The sequence below is a fragment of the Arthrobacter sp. Y3221157 genome, from assembly GCF_059089865.1.
Map to the genome: position 1 here is coordinate 1 of NZ_JBNHFD010000038.1, position 17,399 is coordinate 17,399.

Annotated in this window: 18 protein-coding genes; 4 read left to right on the forward strand and 14 right to left on the reverse strand. The window is 67.1% G+C overall.

What is annotated here, in order from left to right:
* The 5 genes from AC5RTT_RS11365 to AC5RTT_RS11385 all read right to left on the reverse strand — a co-directional run.
* A partial coding sequence (locus tag AC5RTT_RS11365) for a hypothetical protein (RefSeq protein ID WP_494145273.1) occupies nt 1-225 on the reverse strand: 225 nt, incomplete at its 3' end.
* A 160-nt stretch (nt 226-385) separates the two neighbouring features.
* Nucleotides 386-2,077 (reverse strand): ribonuclease J, encoded by a 1,692-nt coding sequence (locus AC5RTT_RS11370; RefSeq protein ID WP_494010425.1) that lies wholly within the window; start codon nt 2,075-2,077, stop codon nt 386-388.
* Between the two features lie 40 nt (nt 2,078-2,117).
* A complete protein-coding gene (gene dapA, locus AC5RTT_RS11375; RefSeq protein WP_494010426.1) occupies nt 2,118-3,026 on the reverse strand; it encodes a 4-hydroxy-tetrahydrodipicolinate synthase in 909 nt (302 codons plus the stop codon).
* Nucleotides 3,027-3,084: 58 nt separating this feature from the next.
* Nucleotides 3,085-3,897 carry a carbon-nitrogen hydrolase family protein gene (locus AC5RTT_RS11380; RefSeq protein ID WP_494145274.1) on the reverse strand — a complete coding sequence of 271 codons (813 nt, stop codon included), beginning with the start codon at nt 3,895-3,897 and terminating at the stop codon, nt 3,085-3,087.
* A 105-nt stretch (nt 3,898-4,002) separates the two neighbouring features.
* A complete protein-coding gene (locus AC5RTT_RS11385) occupies nt 4,003-4,347 on the reverse strand; it encodes a hypothetical protein (protein ID WP_494145275.1) in 345 nt (114 codons plus the stop codon).
* Between the two features lie 144 nt (nt 4,348-4,491).
* Here AC5RTT_RS11385 and AC5RTT_RS11390 point away from each other — a divergent pair, with 144 nt between their 5' ends.
* Nucleotides 4,492-5,727: a heparan-alpha-glucosaminide N-acetyltransferase domain-containing protein gene (locus tag AC5RTT_RS11390; RefSeq protein WP_494145276.1), complete on the forward strand. Its 1,236-nt coding sequence runs from the start codon at nt 4,492-4,494 to the stop codon at nt 5,725-5,727.
* A gap of 40 nt (nt 5,728-5,767) precedes the next feature.
* On the opposite strand, the gene AC5RTT_RS11395 is transcribed toward AC5RTT_RS11390, so the two are convergent.
* From AC5RTT_RS11395 to AC5RTT_RS11425, 7 genes are all read right to left on the reverse strand, one after another.
* Entirely contained in the window at nt 5,768-6,250 is a 483-nt protein-coding gene (locus AC5RTT_RS11395) for a hypothetical protein (RefSeq protein ID WP_494145277.1), read from the reverse strand.
* A 2-nt stretch (nt 6,251-6,252) separates the two neighbouring features.
* A complete protein-coding gene (dapB, locus tag AC5RTT_RS11400) occupies nt 6,253-7,023 on the reverse strand; it encodes a 4-hydroxy-tetrahydrodipicolinate reductase (protein ID WP_494145278.1) in 771 nt (256 codons plus the stop codon).
* Nucleotides 7,024-7,147: 124 nt separating this feature from the next.
* Nucleotides 7,148-7,636, reverse strand: a complete 489-nt coding sequence (locus tag AC5RTT_RS11405; protein WP_494145279.1) for a molybdenum cofactor biosynthesis protein MoaE — start codon at nt 7,634-7,636, stop codon at nt 7,148-7,150.
* Complete coding sequence (locus tag AC5RTT_RS11410; protein WP_494145280.1) at nt 7,626-8,156, reverse strand: MogA/MoaB family molybdenum cofactor biosynthesis protein; 531 nt, start codon at nt 8,154-8,156, stop codon at nt 7,626-7,628. Before AC5RTT_RS11410 ends, AC5RTT_RS11405 begins: the two co-directional genes overlap by 11 nt.
* Complete coding sequence (gene moaC / locus AC5RTT_RS11415) at nt 8,153-8,647, reverse strand: cyclic pyranopterin monophosphate synthase MoaC (protein ID WP_035753881.1); 495 nt, start codon at nt 8,645-8,647, stop codon at nt 8,153-8,155. Before moaC ends, AC5RTT_RS11410 begins: the two co-directional genes overlap by 4 nt.
* Entirely contained in the window at nt 8,635-9,876 is a 1,242-nt protein-coding gene (locus tag AC5RTT_RS11420) for a molybdopterin molybdotransferase MoeA (protein ID WP_494145281.1), read from the reverse strand. The genes moaC and AC5RTT_RS11420 overlap by 13 nt, the downstream gene beginning before the upstream one ends.
* Before the next feature lie 23 nt (nt 9,877-9,899).
* The gene (locus tag AC5RTT_RS11425; RefSeq protein ID WP_494145295.1) at nt 9,900-11,315 is read right to left on the reverse strand and encodes a molybdopterin-dependent oxidoreductase; all 1,416 of its coding nucleotides are present in this window, start codon (nt 11,313-11,315) and stop codon (nt 9,900-9,902) included.
* Between the two features lie 309 nt (nt 11,316-11,624).
* On the opposite strand from AC5RTT_RS11425, the gene moaA reads away from it, so the two are divergent.
* From moaA to AC5RTT_RS11440, 3 genes are all read left to right on the forward strand, one after another.
* Nucleotides 11,625-12,746, forward strand: coding sequence for a GTP 3',8-cyclase MoaA (gene moaA, locus AC5RTT_RS11430; protein WP_494145282.1), 1,122 nt, complete (start codon nt 11,625-11,627; stop codon nt 12,744-12,746).
* A 6-nt stretch (nt 12,747-12,752) separates the two neighbouring features.
* Nucleotides 12,753-13,019 (forward strand): MoaD/ThiS family protein, encoded by a 267-nt coding sequence (locus AC5RTT_RS11435; protein WP_494145283.1) that lies wholly within the window; start codon nt 12,753-12,755, stop codon nt 13,017-13,019.
* 295 nt (nt 13,020-13,314) lie between these two features.
* A complete protein-coding gene (locus tag AC5RTT_RS11440) occupies nt 13,315-15,108 on the forward strand; it encodes an HNH endonuclease signature motif containing protein (protein ID WP_494145284.1) in 1,794 nt (597 codons plus the stop codon).
* Nucleotides 15,109-15,172: 64 nt separating this feature from the next.
* On the opposite strand, the gene AC5RTT_RS11445 is transcribed toward AC5RTT_RS11440, so the two are convergent.
* On the reverse strand, nt 15,173-15,880 hold the full coding sequence (locus AC5RTT_RS11445; protein ID WP_494145285.1) for a hypothetical protein: 708 nt from the start codon (nt 15,878-15,880) through the stop codon (nt 15,173-15,175).
* An 89-nt stretch (nt 15,881-15,969) separates the two neighbouring features.
* Entirely contained in the window at nt 15,970-17,313 is a 1,344-nt protein-coding gene (locus tag AC5RTT_RS11450; protein WP_494145286.1) for a M16 family metallopeptidase, read from the reverse strand.
* Nucleotides 17,314-17,399 lie beyond the last annotated feature (86 nt).

Consider the following 17,399-nt stretch of genomic DNA (forward strand, 5'->3'; position numbering starts at 1 on the left):
CAGGTGGCCCACGCCCAGCCACGCGCCCCCCACCACCCGCAGCAGCCATGGCTGGTGGTGTTCGACGGCGGGGAGTTGCCGCGTGCGGGCCGTGCTGGTGGAGCCTCCACCCCGGCCGGACTTGGATGCGGCCGAGCCGGAACCGCGGCCCGTGGAACTGCCGGATTTACTGCTGGAGCTGCCCCTGGCTGTTCCGCTGCGCGCGGAGGTAGTACGTGTGGCCATAGTAGCCACGCTACCGGAGCATGGCCGGTTTTCCGGGGATATCAGGGCCGGGGCTGCCCATGCCTGCCGGGGACGCCGCAGGGCCCGGTTCCTTGAACCGGGCCCTGCGGGCAATGAGTTGGACGGGCAAGTCAGGTGGCGCGGTTGCCGGCCGGGCCCATCAGGCCTCGAGCACCACCGGAATGATCATGGGCTTGCGGCGCAGCTTGCGGTTGACCCACGTGCCCACCACCCGCCGGACCACCTGCTGGAGCTGGTGCGTGGTGTGGTCGGCGTGGTTGAGGACGGCTTCCTCCAGCGCGGCGTTGATCTTGGGAATGATGTCGTCAAAGACGGAATCGTCCTCGGCAACGCCGCGGGCGTGGATTTCCGGCCCGGACACCACCTTGCCTGTGGCGCGGTGGATCACGGTGATGATGGAAATGAAGCCTTCGTCGCCCAGGATCCGCCGATCCTTCAGGTCGGCGTCGGTGATTTCGCCCACGCTGGAACCATCGACGTACACGAAGCCGACTTCCACCTGGCCCACGACGTCCGCCCGGTGGTCCTTGAGGTCCACCACGGTGCCGTTGTCCGCGAGGATGACGCTGGCTTCCGGGACGCCGGACTCGATGGCGATCTTGCCGTTAGCCAGCAGGTGCCGGGTCTCGCCGTGCACGGGCATGGCGTTCAGCGGCTCGAGGATGTTGTAGCAGTAGAGCAGCTCACCGGCCGCGGCATGCCCTGAAACGTGGACTTTGGCGTTGCCCTTGTGGATCACGTCGGCGCCCAGTTTGAGGAGGCCGTTGATGATCCGGAACACGGCGTTCTCGTTCCCCGGAATCAGGCTGGAGGCCAGGATGACGGTGTCGCCGTCACCAACCACCACGCGGTGGTCGCCGTTGGCCATCCGGGACAGGGCAGCCATGGGCTCGCCCTGGGATCCGGTGGACATGAGCACCACGCGGTTGTCCGGCAGGTTGTCGATGTTCTTGATGTCAACAATCAGGCCTGGCGGCACGTCCAGGTAGCCGAGCTTCTCGGCGATGGCCATGTTGCGCACCATGGACCTGCCGACGAAGGCGACCTTGCGGTTGTGCTTTGCCGCCGCATCCAGGACCTGCTGGACCCGGTGGACGTGGGAGGAGAAGGAGGCCACGATGATCCGCTTGCTGGCCTGGGCGAAGAGCCGTTCCAGCGTGGGGCCGATTTCCTTTTCCGCCGTGGTGAAGCCGGGGATGTCCGCATTGGTGGAGTCGGACATGAACAGGTCCACGCCCTCTTCGCCGAGCTTGGCGAAATGCCGCAGGTCAGTGATGCGGCCGTCCAGCGGGAGCTGGTCCATCTTGAAGTCGCCGGTATGCAGGACGGTGCCTCCGGCGGTGCGGATGAACACGGCCAGGGCATCGGGAATGGAGTGGTTGACGGCGACGAATTCGCACTCGAACGGCCCGAATTTCTCCACCTGGCCTTCCTCCACCGTGAGGGTGTAAGGCCGGATACGGTGTTCCTGGAGCTTGGCCTCGATCAGGGCGAGGGTCAGCTGCGAGCCCACCAGGGGAATGTCGCTGCGTCGCTTCAGCAGGTACGGGACAGCGCCGATGTGGTCCTCGTGGCCGTGGGTGAGGACAACGGCCACAATATCGTCCAGCCGGTCCTCAATGTAGGAGAAGTCGGGCAGGATCAGGTCCACGCCAGGCTGGGTCTCCTCCGGAAAGAGGACGCCGCAGTCCACGACCAGCAGTTTGCCGTCGATTTCGAACACGGCCATGTTCCGGCCGATCTCCCCCAGGCCGCCGAGCGGAACGATCCGCAGCGTGCCGGCAGGCAGGCGGGGAGGGGTGACAAGGCCGGTTAGGGCGGTTTGGGTCATATTGCACTACTTTCCAGGGGAAGGGTGCCGGTCTTCACCTTCAGGAGTAGACCAGCCCCGCTTCCGCCAAATCCCCGCGGATGGTTTCGATCTCGGCTTCGTCCGGCTCCACGAGGGGCAAACGGACAATCGAGTTGGGCAGGACTCCCTGCCATTTAAGAATCTGCTTGGCCGCAACGGCACCCTGGACCCGGGTCATGGTGGCGCGGACTACCGGCTGGAGCTCGAAGTTGATCTTCCGGGCGGTGCCGAGGTCGTTGGCGTTGACGGCATCGATGAGTTCGCGGAACCGGCGGGTTGCCACGTGCGTGGTGACGCCCACCAGGCCGACGGCGCCCAGCGCCATCCAGGGCAGGGTCAGTCCGTCGTCGCCGGAGTAGAAGAGGAGGTCGGTTTCGGCCATGACGCGGGTGGCGGCGACGAGGTCGGCCTTGGCGTCCTTCACGGCCACGATGTTGGGGTGCTGCGCCAGGCGGATCATGGTGTCCGGCTCGATCGCGATGGACGAGCGGCCGGGGATGTCGTACAGCATGACGGGGACGTCGACGGCGGAGGCGATGGTTTCGAAGTGGGCGCGCACGCCTGCCTGGCTGGGCTTGTTGTAGTACGGGGTGACCAGCAGGAGTCCGTCGACGCCGAGGGCTGCAGCCTGCTGGGAAAGGTGGACCGAGTGCGCTGTGTCATTGGTGCCGGTGCCGGCGATGATGGCCGCACGTCCGCCCACGGCTTCCTTGACGGCGCGGAACATGCCGAGGTTCTCTTCGTCCGTGAGGGTGGAGGTCTCGCCGGTGGTTCCAGTGACCACCAGGCCGTCGCAGCCGTCGTCCACGAGCTTTGTGGCCAGCGCAGCCGCCTGCTCGTAGTCCACTGCGCCGTCCTTGGTGAACGGCGTGACCATGGCGGTCAGGAGGGTACCGAGGGCAGGGATGTGCGCGGAAGAGTCAGCCATGGAAAAAACGTTACCCTGTCCCCCGCTGGTTAGGACAATGCCACGGGCGTGATGCACGTCAAATGTCGTGCGGCCCGCCGCCGAATGCCCGTTCACCATGCCGGAGGCGCAGGAGGGTGCTGCGCTGCAGGAGGCCGGCGACCACCTCGGTCCGGTTTCCTGAAGCACGCTTCAACGGCATCCCGTCCGGGCTCCAGATTCCGCTTAGCCCGCACGACTCGCCCAGCGCGGTTTTGCCGGCGAGGTTGGCCAGCAGGGTGAACATCCGGTGGTCCATCGCGCGTGCCCCGAGGTGGAGGTCGAGCCTGCGCTCTTCACCCCGGGTGTACAGCGCGGAAATGCAGTAGGCGTCCGCTCCCCCCGCAGCGGCAGCGCCGGCATGCTCCGGGAAAGCGGCGTCAAAGCACAACGCGAGGGCAAGCCGCCAGCCGTCGAGGACCATGACGTGCGGGCCGTCCCCCGGCACGAACAGCTCCTTTTCCTGGCCGTGAAGATGGGACTTGAAGGCACTCTCTGTACTGCCGTCCGGATGCAGCACCAGTGAGGCCAGGCGGGGCGTACCGCCCGCCTCCCGGCAGGGGCCGCCGACCACCGCCGTGATTCCAGTCCGCCTGCAGATTTCACGGATGGGGCCAAGCCGGGCGTCTTCGGGAGCGATCCAGGATTCGTTCCGGGACAGCAGGTCCAGGCGGTAGCCGGTCAGCGACAGCTCCGGGAACAAGACCACCCGGGCACCGTGCGCTTCGGCGTCTTCAATGAGGCGCACATGCTGGCCCACATTCTCCGCCACGCCTTCCACGGCCTCGTACTGGACGGTGGCCACGGTCAGGGTCCCGGCAGGTTCCGTGGAGACAGATGGCAGCTCGGTCACCTTCCCATCCTAGGCGCCCGGCGGAACCAGCTGCCGGGCTGGCGGCAGGCATTCTGCGCCGGGACCCGCTGCCCTTCCCGGGACACCGGGAACCCCCGGCCGGGCTTAATCCCGCGGGGAACCGCAGTAGCGTCCCACAGCTGCCTGCCGGAGGCCCTCCGCCCAGGAGGCAAGCCGCTGGGCCGCCCTGACGTAATGGAACAATTCCAGGGGCGTCAGTGCCTCAATGTCAGTCTCGGCGAGGCGGCGGGCCAGCTCGGCCCCCTCTGGCTGGCTGGAAAGGCTGATGCCTTCCTGTTCCCACTGGACATCTTGGGCCAGCCGCCCGGCGACCATCTGCCGGAAGAGGAAATCCACCACTCCCGGACTCATGGCTTTGAGGACACCGGCACTCCCGGACTCGATGCCTTCTGGTCCATCTCCTGGAATACCGCGCATTGGGGTGTGCATGCCGCCCATCGTATTCGAACATATATTCGAATACAAGGTTCCGCCGGGCCCTGCCATTTCCACTCCCGCCGGCGGTCGCTGCAAACGTTGTTGCACCGTGGCACTTGACAGCTTGTTCAAAGGCAGGTGTGAGACGATCGGCTCATGAGCTCCCGCACCCCGGCCAAAGCCTCCCGGAAGACCCGGGGCGCGTCCGTTCCCGCACGGCTCTACGGCATCGACGCTGCCCGCGGCCTGGCACTGCTGGGAATGATGGCCACGCACCTGCTGCCCACCTTCGAGTCGAATGCGGACCTCACGCCCACCTGGATCGGCCTGACGTTTTCGGGCCGGGCCGCCGCGTTGTTCGCTGTATTGGCGGGGGTGGGGCTCGCCCTGTCCACTGGAAAGCACAAGCCCCTGGACGGCGGCGAACTCTCAGCCGCGCGCCGGGGCGTTGCCCTGCGCGCCCTGGTGATTGCCGCCGTCGGACTCACGCTGGGCGTGGTGGAAGTAAGCCTGGCGATCATCCTGGTCCATTACGCCGTGCTGTTCCTTTGTGTCCTGCCCTTCCTGGGCCTGCGGCTGAAGCATCTCTGCGCCTGGGCCGTGGCTTGGATCCTGGCGTCCCCCGTACTCGCCTACCTGCTGCGGCCCTGGCTGCTCGCCGCCGAACCGCCGCTAAGGCTGGGCCACAACCCGAAATGGGAAGACCTCGGCACACCCGGCCGGCTGCTCGCGGACCTGTTCTTCACCGGCTATTACCCGGTGTTCCAGTGGCTTTCCTACCTGCTGGTGGGCCTGGTGATCGGCCGCCTCATGCTCCACAAGGCGGTGGTTCCGGTGGTGCTCCTGGTGCTGGGGTCGGCAGTGGCCGTGGCAGCCAAGGCCCTGGGTGTGACGGCGATGGAAAGCTGGGGCGGGCGGGCCGCGCTTGAGCAGGTCCTCAATTCGCCCGGCTACCCGCTGGACAGCGTGCTCCAGGTGAACCTGACGGGCATTCCGCAGGAAGGATCGTGGTGGTGGCTGGCGTCCGCTGCGCCGCACTCGGCAACTACCTTGGACCTGCTGCACACTTCAGCCGTGGCAGCGGCCGTCATCGGCGCCTGCCTGCTGCTGGGACGGCTGGCCGAATGGGTGGACCTGGACCTGCTGCTCCCGCTGCGCGGGGCAGGCGCCATGACGCTGACCCTGTACACGGTGCACGTCTGGGTGGTGTCCGGGTTCTACCTCAAGCCGCTGCCTGCCGGCTGGACGGAGGACGGGATGTACTTTGCGCACGCGGCAACAGCCATCATCGTGGGCATGGTGTTTGCGGTGTTGAAGTGGCGCGGTCCGCTGGAATGGGTGGGCCACGCGGCGAGCCAGGCAGGCCGGGGCGAGCTCAAGGCCCTCCGCTGAGTTGAGCGTCCCCGGGCCGCCCGCGCGGCTGCCCAAGCTGCTACGAAGCCGGAACCTTGCCGCGGAACAGCCGGACGGCGTCGCGCATGGATGCCCTGGCACGCTTGCGGTCCCCGGCGGCGTCGTAGGCGCAGCTCAGCCGGAACCAGGAGCGCCAGTCATCAGGTGCGGCTTCAGCCTCGGCCCGGTACTTTTCAAACTCGGCATCGGCTGCCGCCCGGACGATCCGCCCGCCGGGAGTGCGGGGCAGTTCGTCCACGGGCAGGCCGCCCTCGGCCTCCAGCACCTTTGCCATCTGTTCCGTTCGGGCGCCGAACAGCAGTTCCCGGATCAGGGCCCACGCGCCGATAACGGGCAGAACCAGGTACGCGGCGCCAATGGCCTGGGCCGCCAGGTTTCTGTCCGTCAGGAGCAGGATGGAACGCTGGAAGGACACCACCAGGTAGAAGACCAGCAGCAGGGTCACCGCACCCACCCAAATCTTGGTGCGGTTCTTCCGGAGTGCCGCCAGGAACCCGCCCATGGCTAGATTCCCAGGTCCAGGTAGCCGTCCAGGCCCACGGTGAGGCCGGGGTGGGCTGCCACATTCCGCACGCCCAGGAGGACGCCGGGCATGAAGGAAGCGCGGTCGTAGGAATCGTGCCTGAACGTCAGCTGCTCACCGGGACCGCCCAGCAGGACTTCCTGGTGGGCCACCAGCCCGCGCAGCCGCACGCTGTGCACCCGCACGCCGTCCACCTCGCACCCCCTGGCGCCGGCCAGTTCGCTGGTAGTGGCATCAGGGCTGGGCGGAACCTCGGCGGCACTGCGTTCAGCGGCGATCAGCTGCGCGGTGCGGACGGCCGTGCCGGAGGGCGCATCCACCTTGTCCGGGTGGTGCAGTTCGATGATCTCCACGGATTCGAAGTACTTTGAGGCCTTCGCGGCGAACGCCGAGGCGAGGACTGAGCCCACGGCAAAGTTGGGGGCGATGAGCACACCGGTTTCCGGGTGTTCGGCCAGCAGCGCCTCCAGCGCGGAGAGGCGGCCGGTGTCCCAGCCCGTGGTGCCCACGACGGCGTGGATCCCGTGTTCGACGGCGAACCGGACGTTTGCCTCGGTGCTTTCCGGCACTGTCAGGTCCACCAGGTACTGCGCTCCGGCGGCGGTGACCTGGTCCAGGGAATCGCCCCGTCCCAATGCTGCGACGAGCTTCATGTCGGGTGCGGCTTCAACGGCTTTCACGGCTTCGGCGCCCATGCGTCCGTTGGCGCCGAGCACGGCCACCAGCTTGGGATCGGAGTGTTGTTGGGTCATGCCTTAACCCTACCGGCGGGCCTGCCGGGGCAAGGAACCGGAGGGTGTGCGTTACCTCGCAGGACGTACATGGAAACTCACGGCGTGCCGTGAGTTTCCATGTACGGGCCCAGCGGAGATGGGTTCAGGCGCCGGCGCCGACCCACTCCACCGTTCCGTCCGAGAAGAACTGTTCCTTCCAGATGGGCACCTGTTCCTTGATCCGGTCCACCAGCTCCGAGCACACGGCGAAGGCCTGGCCTCGGTGGGCTGCAGAGACCGCACAGACCAGTGCGGGGTCGCCGATTTCGAGCATGCCGATACGGTGGGCGGCCCAGATGCGGACGGGTTGTGCCGCCGGGCCTCCAGTGCCGGCGTCCCCGGCTGTTCCCGACGCCGCGTCTTGCTCCGCCACAAGGCGCGCAACGACGTCGGACATCACCTGGTGTGCCGTGGGGTGCGCACTGTAGCTGAGGCGGTTGACCTGCTTCCCGCCGTCGTGGTTGCGCACGACGCCGCTGAAGCTCACCACGGCGCCCGCGGTATCACTCTCCACGGCGGCGATCGCCTGGTCTACGGAGATTGGTTCCGCGCTTAGGACGGCGGAAACCACCTCGAATGCTTCAGTGCCCATGTCCGCCTTCCAGTTGGTCGCAGAGGTGTCCGATCACCGGGTCCAGGACGGCCAGTCCGTCCATGACCCCTTTTGGTGAGCCGGGGAGATTAACAATAAACGTACTCTTGGCCGCACCGGCATACCCGCGGCTCAGGGCTGCCAGCGGCGTCTTCGCGGAGCCGGCACGCCTGATCGCTTCCATGATGCCGGGGATCTCGCGGTCCAGCAGGGGAAGCGTGACTTCGGGGGTGCGGTCGTCCGGGCTCAGGCCGGTCCCGCCGCTGGTGATGACGACGGCGGGACGTTGGGTCAGGAGGGCGCGGATGGCGGCGCCCACAGGCTCCCCGTCGGGGACCACCATGGCGGGGTAAACGTCAAAGCCGTGTTCAATCAGCCAGTCGGAAATCACGGGCCCGGTTTCGTCGTCGTAGATCCCGGCGGCCGCCCGGGTGGAGGCGATGACCACCCCGGCTTTCCGGCCTTGGACCTCGCCGTGCCGGTGCGGTTCGGGAGCACTATGCGTGGCATGGATGGTCACAGGGCCCAGTCTCCACTCTTGCCGCCGCTCTTCGCCAGCACCTTGATGTCGGTGAGAACGGCGTGCTTGTCCACCGCTTTAATCATGTCGTACACGCTCAGGGCGGCCACCGATGCTGCGGTGAGCGCCTCCATCTCCACGCCGGTGACTCCGCGCGTCTTCACGGTGGCCACGATGATGACGGACTCCGCGGCCAGCTCAAAATCCACCGTGACCTTGGACAAAGGCAGCGGATGGCACAGCGGAACCAGTTCGGGAGTCTTTTTCGCGGCCATGATCCCGGCAACCCTCGCGACGGCCAGGGCATCACCCTTGGGAAGCCCGCCGGAGCCGAGGAGGCCCATCACCTCGGCCGTGGTGTTGACGGTTGCGGTGGCCGTGGCCTCGCGGGTGGTTTCTGCCTTGGTGGAGACGTCCACCATCTGGGCACTGCCGTCCTGGCGAAGATGCGTCAGGGCGCCGGGGGTTTGTTCTGCATTCACAGCATCCATACTTCCACCTCATCCCCGGCGCTGAGGACGGCTACGCCTTCGGGAACATGCACCAGTACATTCGATCCGGCCAAGGCGTGCATCAGGTGCGAGCTTTCGCCGCCTTCGAGCTGGACCGTACCGTCCGCCCTAAGCCTTCCCCGCCGCACCTGGTGCTTGTATTCGGGAGACGTGAGCGGATGGCCCAGGCGTGCCCGGACCGGCAGCCGGGCGGCCGGTGCGCCGAGCAGCTCCGAGAGGGCCGGGCGGAGGAACATTTCGAAGGAGACCAGGCAGCTCACGGGATTGCCGGGAAAGCCGAGGAACGGAGTGCCCTCGAAGGTGCCGATTCCCTGCGGGCCGCCGGGCTGCATTGCCACGTGCAGGAATTCCACCGGCTGGTCCGCCATCGCCTGCCGGACCACCTCGTAGGCGCCCTTGCTCACCCCGCCGGTGGTGACGATCAGGTCCGCCCCGGCTCCCCGGCTCCGCAGCAGGGCGCGCAGCTCTTCGGGGTTGTCCGTTGAGATGCCGGCGCGCAGGACCCGCAGCCCCGCCTGGGTCATGGCGGCTTCCAGGAGCGTGCCGTTGGAGTCGTAGATCTTGCCGGCCGGAAGGTCCCGGCCCGGCTCCACTACCTCGTCCCCGGTGGTGACCAGCAGGACGGTGGGCGCCTGGTACACGGTGGCCTCGGGGACACCGAGGGCGGCCAGCAGCCCCAGCTGGGCAGGGCCGAGGAAGGTGCCGGCGGTCAGGGCCTGCTCCCCCGCCGCGATATCGCTTCCAACCTCGCGTACATAAGTGCCGGGGGCGGCGGCAGGCAGCTTTACCCGCGCCGCGCCTCCCGATGGAAGGAAATGGTCCGGGCTGGCCCGTTCAATGGGTACGACGGCGTCGGCACCTCCCGGGATCATCGCGCCTGTCATGATGGGCGCCGCGGTTCCGGCTTCCAGGGTTGCGGCGCCGGCGCCCGCCGGAACGGGAGCCGCGACGCCAAGTTCCGTGCCGCCGTCGGGCACGTCGCTGGAGCGGATGGCGTATCCGTCCATCTGCGAGTTGGCGAAGGGCGGGAGGCTGATTGGCGCCGTGACGTCCTCCACGAGGCCGCGCCCGAGGGCCTTGGACAGCGGGAGGAGTTCAGTCCGGGCGGAGTCCCGTAAGGGGCGAAGGAGTTCCGTGACGGCTGCCAGATGGGTGGCGGTGGACCTTGCCCGGACCTTCTGTGGGCCGTGCGGGTGCGTGCTGGTCATGGATGTGCCTTCGGTTGCGGCCGTCAGGATTTCACGTCCACTCTAACCGTGTGGAAACCGGTAGCCCCGTCGGGCGCCACCGGCCGCTGCTCCTCTTCCTGGATTACGCCGCGAAGATCCGTGGCGCGCACCTGCACCTCGTACTGACCCGGAACCAGGTCCACCTCCAGCGTCCACTGGTACCAGGTGTCCACGGAGATGCCCGGTGCGAGCCTGGCTTCCCGCCACGGGCCGCGGTTGACGCGGAGTTCCACTTTCCCAATGCCGGCGTGCTGCGCCCAGGCGACGCCGCCGAAAGTGACGGTGCCAGCCGGCACGGACCGGCCACCGCGGGGCACGTCGATCCTGGACGAGGTCTTGATGGGGCCTCGCTCGGACCAGCCGCGCGGGGTCCAGTAGGCGGCTTCGTCGGCAAACCTGGTGACTTTGAGTTCGGTGACCCACTTGGTGGCCGAGACGTATCCGTAGAGCCCTGGCACCACCAGCCGGACAGGAAAGCCGTGCTCGAGTGGCAGGGGCTCACCGTTCATGCCGACGGCAAGCAGCGCGTCACGGCTGTCCGTCAGGACCTCCAGCGGGGTGCCGGCGGTCCAGCCGTCGGCGCTGCGGGAAAGCACCATATCCGCTCCAAGGCGGGGTCCGGCTTGGGCGAGAAGCTCCCGGACCGGCCAGCCCAGCCAGCGGGCGTTGCCGATCAGATCACCGCCCACCGGGTTGGAGACGCAGGCGATGGTCACATGGCGCTCGATGAGGGGCTTGGCCAAGAGCGACGCGAAGTCCAGCTCCACTTCTCGTTCAACCATCCCGCTAACTTTTATAACCCAGGTGTCCGGATTGACTGCCGGCACGGACAACGCCGTATCGATGCGGTAGAAGTCCCGGTTGGGAGTGACCAAAGGCTGCATCCCCTCCACTCCGGCTTCAGCACCGGCAGGTATGGGCGGGGCGGCCGATGCTGCTGCCGGCAGCCTCAGCCGCTCCCGGGCGTCATTCACTCCTGCCGTGGCGCCGCGCCAGGCTACAGCAAGGACTCCGCCCGCCGCCGCGGCAAGCGCACCACCTCCAAGGTTCCGCAGAAACCGGCGGCGCGCGGTGCCTTCCGTTCCTGCCAAGGCTGCCGCCTCGAGCCCGCGGACCAGGAACCGCAGCAGTACGGCCGCCAGGACGGCAGTCGCTGCCGGCAAGGCAAGTGCTGCGGGCGTCAGTTGCGCCCTCGTCAAAACCGCGGCCACTCCCGCCAGCCCAAAGACACCCACCACCGCCACGCCGGCGAAACGCCGCCTGGCCTCAAGGTTCCCCGCCACCGCAGCGAGGGCCGCGATAACCAGGCCCATGCCAACCAGAAGGGCGGCCTTGTCCGCTGTGCCGAACAACTCCACCGCCCAGTCCTTGACGCCCGGCGGGACAGCGTCGATGACGGCGCCGCCCACAGCCGTCATCGGCGACAGGGAAGGGCTCAGGACTCCCGCGAGGAGTTCCCCCAGCACCACTGCGGCACCGACGGCAACCACGCCGGCGGCGGAGGCAAAGCGGCGGCGCTGGCGTTCCGTGAACTGTTGCTCCACGTTGGCAGCCACGTGCCCGCCAAGGCCCGTGCCGCCGTCGTGCGCTGCCTGCTGCTGCGGGGAACTGTCCACATGTCCAGCATAGGTTTGCGGGTGGCCGCAAGCGCCGGTGTGTTTCGGAATGGTCCTGCCGGGCGCGGACACGAATGTGATCTACAGCCCATCGTGGCGTAGCCTGATTTCATGAGTGTCCAGCTAGGCATGCCGCAGCCGCGGGAGGATGCCGGACTGTCCGTGCCGGCAGCCCGTCCTGCCCGCGCGGGCGCCGGACTTGTGGACCGCTACGGGCGCCGTGCCACTGACATGCGGTTGTCCCTGACGGACAAGTGCAACCTCCGCTGCACGTACTGCATGCCTGCAGAGGGCCTCGAATGGCTCGCGAAGCAGGCGGTCATGTCTGCCGCCGAAATTGTCCGTATTGTCCGGGTCGGCGTGGAGCAGTTGGGAGTCCGTGAACTGCGGCTGACCGGCGGTGAGCCGCTGGTGCGGCACGACCTGGTGGACATCATTGCGGAGCTGCGGCGGAACCATCCTGACCTGCCGATCTCCATGACCACCAACGGAGTGGGGCTTGCCAGGAAGGCCGCGCCGCTCAAGGCCGCCGGACTGACGCGCATCAACGTGTCCCTGGACTCGCTGCACGAGGAAACATTCACCAAGCTGACCCGCCGCCCGTTCCTGGACCAGGTCCTGGCCGGGGTGGATGCGGCGTGGGCGGCCGGGCTGGGTCCGGTCAAGCTCAACGCGGTCCTTATGCGCGGCATCAATGACGCCGAAGCGCCGTCGCTGCTCGCCTGGGCGCTGGATCGTGGGTACGAGCTGCGGTTCATCGAGCAGATGCCGCTGGACGCCGACCATGGCTGGACCCGCCGCAACATGATCACCGCGGCCGAGATCCGCGGGCTGCTGTCTTCCGACTTTGTCCTCACCCCCGATCCGCGAGCCCGGGACGGTGCCCCCGCGGAACGCTTTGAAGTACGACGGCGGGCGGCGGGGTCTGCTGCTCCTGCGGATGGCCCCGTGCTGGGAACAGTCGGCATCATTGCTTCGGTCACGGAGCCCTTCTGCTCGGACTGCCGCAGGACCCGCATCACAGCCGAGGGCAAGATCATGAGCTGCCTGTTTTCGCGGGAGGAATTCGACCTCCTGGGCCTCCTGCGGTCCGGCGCCAGCGACGATGACCTCGCCCGCCGGTGGCAGGACGCCATGTGGCTCAAGCCAAAGGCCCACGGCATGGACCACGTGGGACTCGACGCTCCGGACTTCGTCCAGCCGGACCGCAGCATGAGCGCCATCGGGGGCTGACAGTTTATGAACGTACGTTACTTCGCTGCCGCACGTGCAGCCGCAGGCCTCGAGGAAGAGAAGTTCGACCTGCCTGAGGGCACTACGGTGGCCGCGCTGCTGGAGGCCATAGAGTCCGTGGAGCGGCCGGAACCTCCAGCCGGCACTCCCTCGCTCCCCCGTATCCTCTCCCGGAGCAGCTTCCTGCTCAATGAGGTGGCGGTGCGCGACCAGTCAATCGTTGTGGGACCCGATGATGTGATTGACGTGCTGCCTCCGTTCGCCGGCGGATAAAAGCCCGCAATACGCGCCTTATTTCCGCACCGTGCCTTATTTCCGTAGCTGCTCCGTAGCCGCCTGTGGCCTATCCGCCCGCTGGTCCTGCCGAGGATCAGCGCGCTGAAGCGATGCGGGCCAAATTGTCAGTGCCTCCGGCGATGATTCTCCTATGGGAAATGGCATTGGCACCGGAACTGACAGGAGGGCACCGCTTCCTGCCATCACGGCTGCCGGCATGGGACAGGCAGAAGTAGAAGCTTCCACGGCTGCTCCGACGCGAATTGTCAGTGCCTCCCGCGATGATGTGGGTATGGGAAACGGCGCAGTCACAAACGGTGCGATCACAGCAGCACCGATGGAAGGTGTTTTTGCCACCACGGCTGCAATCAACGCGCTGTTCCTCCTTGACGCCCGACCGCAAGGTCCCGATAACTCCGGCACAGGCACGGATGTTCTCCAACGTGCCTACGAGATCCGGCTGGACCGCATGGCTTTGATAGCAAAGCTTGAGGCGCAGGTCGCCGCGCTCAAGGCCCGTGACGCCGCCCAGTCCCTCGACCTGCAGCAGGCCATGACGCCGCCAGAGGCCTCCACCCACGAACGCACCTACGCGGAAATATCAGCGGTGGAGGAAATTGCCGGGGTCCTGACCATCAGCTCCGGCGCCGCCGGCGCGTTGGTTACTCAGTCCCGGCAGGTCTGCTCCCTTCCTTCGGTGTACGAGTCACTGTCTAGTGGGGCGTTGTCCTGGCAAAGCGCCAAAATCATCGCCGACGAAACCGAAATCCTGGGCCATCCCACCGCAGTTGCTTTGGCGGATCACTTCCTGGACCCGGACGCCCCCAACCCCGCACGGGGCTGCCCCGCCACCAAGCTCGTCCCTTCCCGGCTGCGCGTCAAGGTCCGCGCCTGGCGCGAACGCCATCACCCCGGATCGATCGAGAAGCGTCACGCCAAGTCCGTGGCCGACCGCCGGGTCGAGTTCACCCGTGACCGGGATGGCATGGCCTGGATCTCCGCCTACCTCCCCGCCGACTCCGCCACGGCGATCTGGAACAAAAACACCGCCACCGCCCGCGGCCTCCAAGGCCCCACCGAGACCCGGACCCTGCCCCAGATCAAGGCCGACGAGTTCGCCCGCCGCCTCCTCGCCCAGCAACCAACAAGCACGGGAGCCTGCGGCGACCTCAGCACGACCAGCCGTATCCATGTTGCTGCCAGCGGGGACCCGGCACGTCCCGCAGAAAACAGTAGAGCCGATGAGCAGCTCCCTCCCGAGTTCATCGGGCTCGCTGCGCTGGTCGGGTCCGACGAACCCAGCGCGGACCTTGCCGTTCCGGAAGGCCTTCCCGCTGGCTGCAGGGGCTACATCAGTCCAGGTATTGATCACGCCGTCCCCGTTGAGATCCACCCGGAGGTTGGAAAGGTTCCGACTCCGCGGGCGGAAGTCATCGTCACCGTCCCGTGGTTCGCCCTGTTCGGTCAGACGGACGAGCCGGCCAGCCTCGACGGATACGGCCCTATCCCCGCGTCCATTGCCCGCAAACTCCTCACCGATGGCGCTGACTCCTTCACCCGGGTCCTCGTCGACCCCCGCGACGGCGCACCCCTCGAGATAGGCCGTACCAGCTACCGGCTCACGAAAGCAATGCGACAAGCCCTGACCCTCCGGGACGGCAAATGCACCTTCCCAGGCTGCAACAACAACGCCCTCGACAACGAAGCCGACCACCTTCAAGCTTGGCAACACGGCGGAACAACCGGCATCAGCAACCTGGCACAACTCTGCCCAAAACACCACCGCCTCAAGCACAACAGCGGCTGGACACCCACCCAAGCAACAGAAAACCAACCACCCGGTTATACGTCACCCACCGGCCGACACTACCCAAGCGAACAACCAGATTGGGAACCACCGCAATGGCCCCCCGGGATGGACCTCGACGACATTCCTCCGGACTCCCCCACGTGGGACGACGCAGCTTGGGACAGCTACTACTCCACGCCCTCCATCCTGCTGGCGGATCCGGACAGGGACTGGGACTCAAGCGCAGAAGCCCTGAAACTCTTGGCCATGCAAGACTCAGCCCCATCAACCACCTGACGCCATGCGTGTCTCCCACCCCGATATGACAACGGCGCTCCGCAGCCCCGTCAGCACGGGCACGTCATCCTCTGGTGAAAATCGACGTCATGAACGGGGTGTAAGCCGAGCCTGTGCCATCATTGGCGGCATTTTCAGCGCTCCCTCCGCCGGGTTGCGTCTTGGAAGGCTCGCGTGACCTCAATTCCGTGACATGGGTCAGCACGTCGCCGTCGAGGCGCACGGAGTGGCGGGTCCAGCCGGCACTGCCGTGGCGCTCCACCCGGAGCACACCCCCGCGCCATGTGCAGCGGTCCGGAGCCGCCGGCACCGGTTCTGTCGTGTCCGCGTGGTACCAGAGAACATCAGGGTGGTCGGGGTCCACCGTGAACATCCCGTGGCCTTCGAAGTGCGTCCCGTCCGGCTCCCGGTGGCTATAGGTCTGCACAACGCCGAAGCCACTGGCCACCCGCCGGTAGGTAACGTCCGCCTCCACCGTACGTTCTGGTCCCCACGGGCCGGCAGCCAGGCGCGTGCTCCCCCGCCAGCGGCCGAGGAGCCCGCGCAGTGCAGGATGGTCGGCAGGATGGACACCGGTGGGACGGCCGCCGGCATGCGCCGCAGCAGCATCCCTGGCAACGGCGTGGGTGTCGGCGGGGTTGATGTCGGCGGAATGGGTGGCGGCGGCGTTGATGTCGGCGGAATGGCCGCCGGCGGCGCCGATGTCGGCCGCGTTGATGTTGCCGGGGTCGTCCTGGCCGTTGCCGTCCGTGCCCGGCAGGGGTTCGTCCACGCCCTTCACCCCTCACCGCAAGGCGTCAGCCCTCTGCCGACGCCGGATGCGCTCATCCTATGCCCAAGCACGAAAGCGGCGGCAGGGGGTCAGAGTCCGAAGGTTTCCGTCTCCTCGAAGGGGCCGACGACGGTCACGGTCCGCGGTGCGGCAGCAAGTTCGGCTGCAAGGTCCTGAACCTGCTCGGCCGTGACGGCCTTGATGAGGCGAAGGGTCTCGTCGATGTCCTGGTATTCCCCGGAAACCAGTTCGGCGCGGCCCAGCCGGGACATCCGTGAACCGGTGTCCTCGAGGGCCAGGACGATGCCACCGCCAAGCTGTCCTACCGCCTTGCGGAGCTCCTCGTCGGAGATCCCGTGCTCGGCGAGCTTGTCCAGCTCAGCAGCCAGCAGGTCCAGCACCTGCCGGACTTTGGACGGGGTGCACCCTGCGTACATACCGAAATAGCCGGCATCTGCGTACGAGGAAGCGAAGGAGTAGGTGGAGTACACCAGGCCCCGCTTCTCACGGATCTCCTGGAAAAGTCGGGAGGACATGCCCCCGCCCAGGACAGCGTTAAGGACGCTCATGACGTAGCGTCGCTCGTCAGTGGCAACAATGGTGGGACACCCCATGATGATGTTGGCCTGCTCAACGGCGCGCTTGACCACATGCAGCCCGGCGGTACCCGTGATGAGCGAGGGGTCTGTGGAACGCCGCTTAACCGGCGAAGCGCTGGCCTCAAGCGACCAGCCGGCCGATTCCAGTGCGGTGATGACGAGATCGCACACCACGTCATGCTCCAAGCCGCCGGCAGCCGTAATCACCAGTTCGTCCGGCCGGTAGTAGCGGCGATAGTGCTCCCACACGGAGTCCCGGGCCACAGCCTTGATCGCGGCAGGCGTTCCGCCGATGGGACGGCCCAGGGGGTGGCTGCCGAGCACGGCGGATACGAAGTGCTCATGCGCAACGTCCGTTGGATCGTCGCTGTCCATCGCGATCTCTTCGAGGATGACGTCCCGTTCCTGCTCCATCTCAGCGGGGTCGATGACCGCACCGGTGATCATGTCCGCAATGACGTCGATGGCCATTGGCAGGTCGGTATCGAGCACCCGGGCGAAGTAGCAGGTGCTTTCCTTGGCGGTCGCGGCGTTTGATTCCCCGCCCACCTCATCGAACGCTGACGCGATCTCCAGGGCCGTGCGGCGCTTGGTGCCCTTGAACAGCAGGTGCTCAAGGAAGTGCGTGGACCCGTGCTGGCCGGGGGCCTCGTCGCGGGAGCCGACGCCCACCCAGAAGCCGATGGTGGCTGACCGCTGCCCCGGCATCGCCTCCGTCAGCACCCGCACTCCCCCGGGCAGCACGGAACGCCGGACTTCGGAGCCGCCGTCGGAACCGTGGACCAGGGTGTCGCCGCGGTGGTTCTGCTCAAGAGGCAGGGGTACAACAGTCATTGAGGCCTTTCAGGACGGGCAGCCGGATCTGGCTGCCATCGTAACAGCGGCGGGGCCGGTGGATCATCCACCGGCCCCGCCGATTC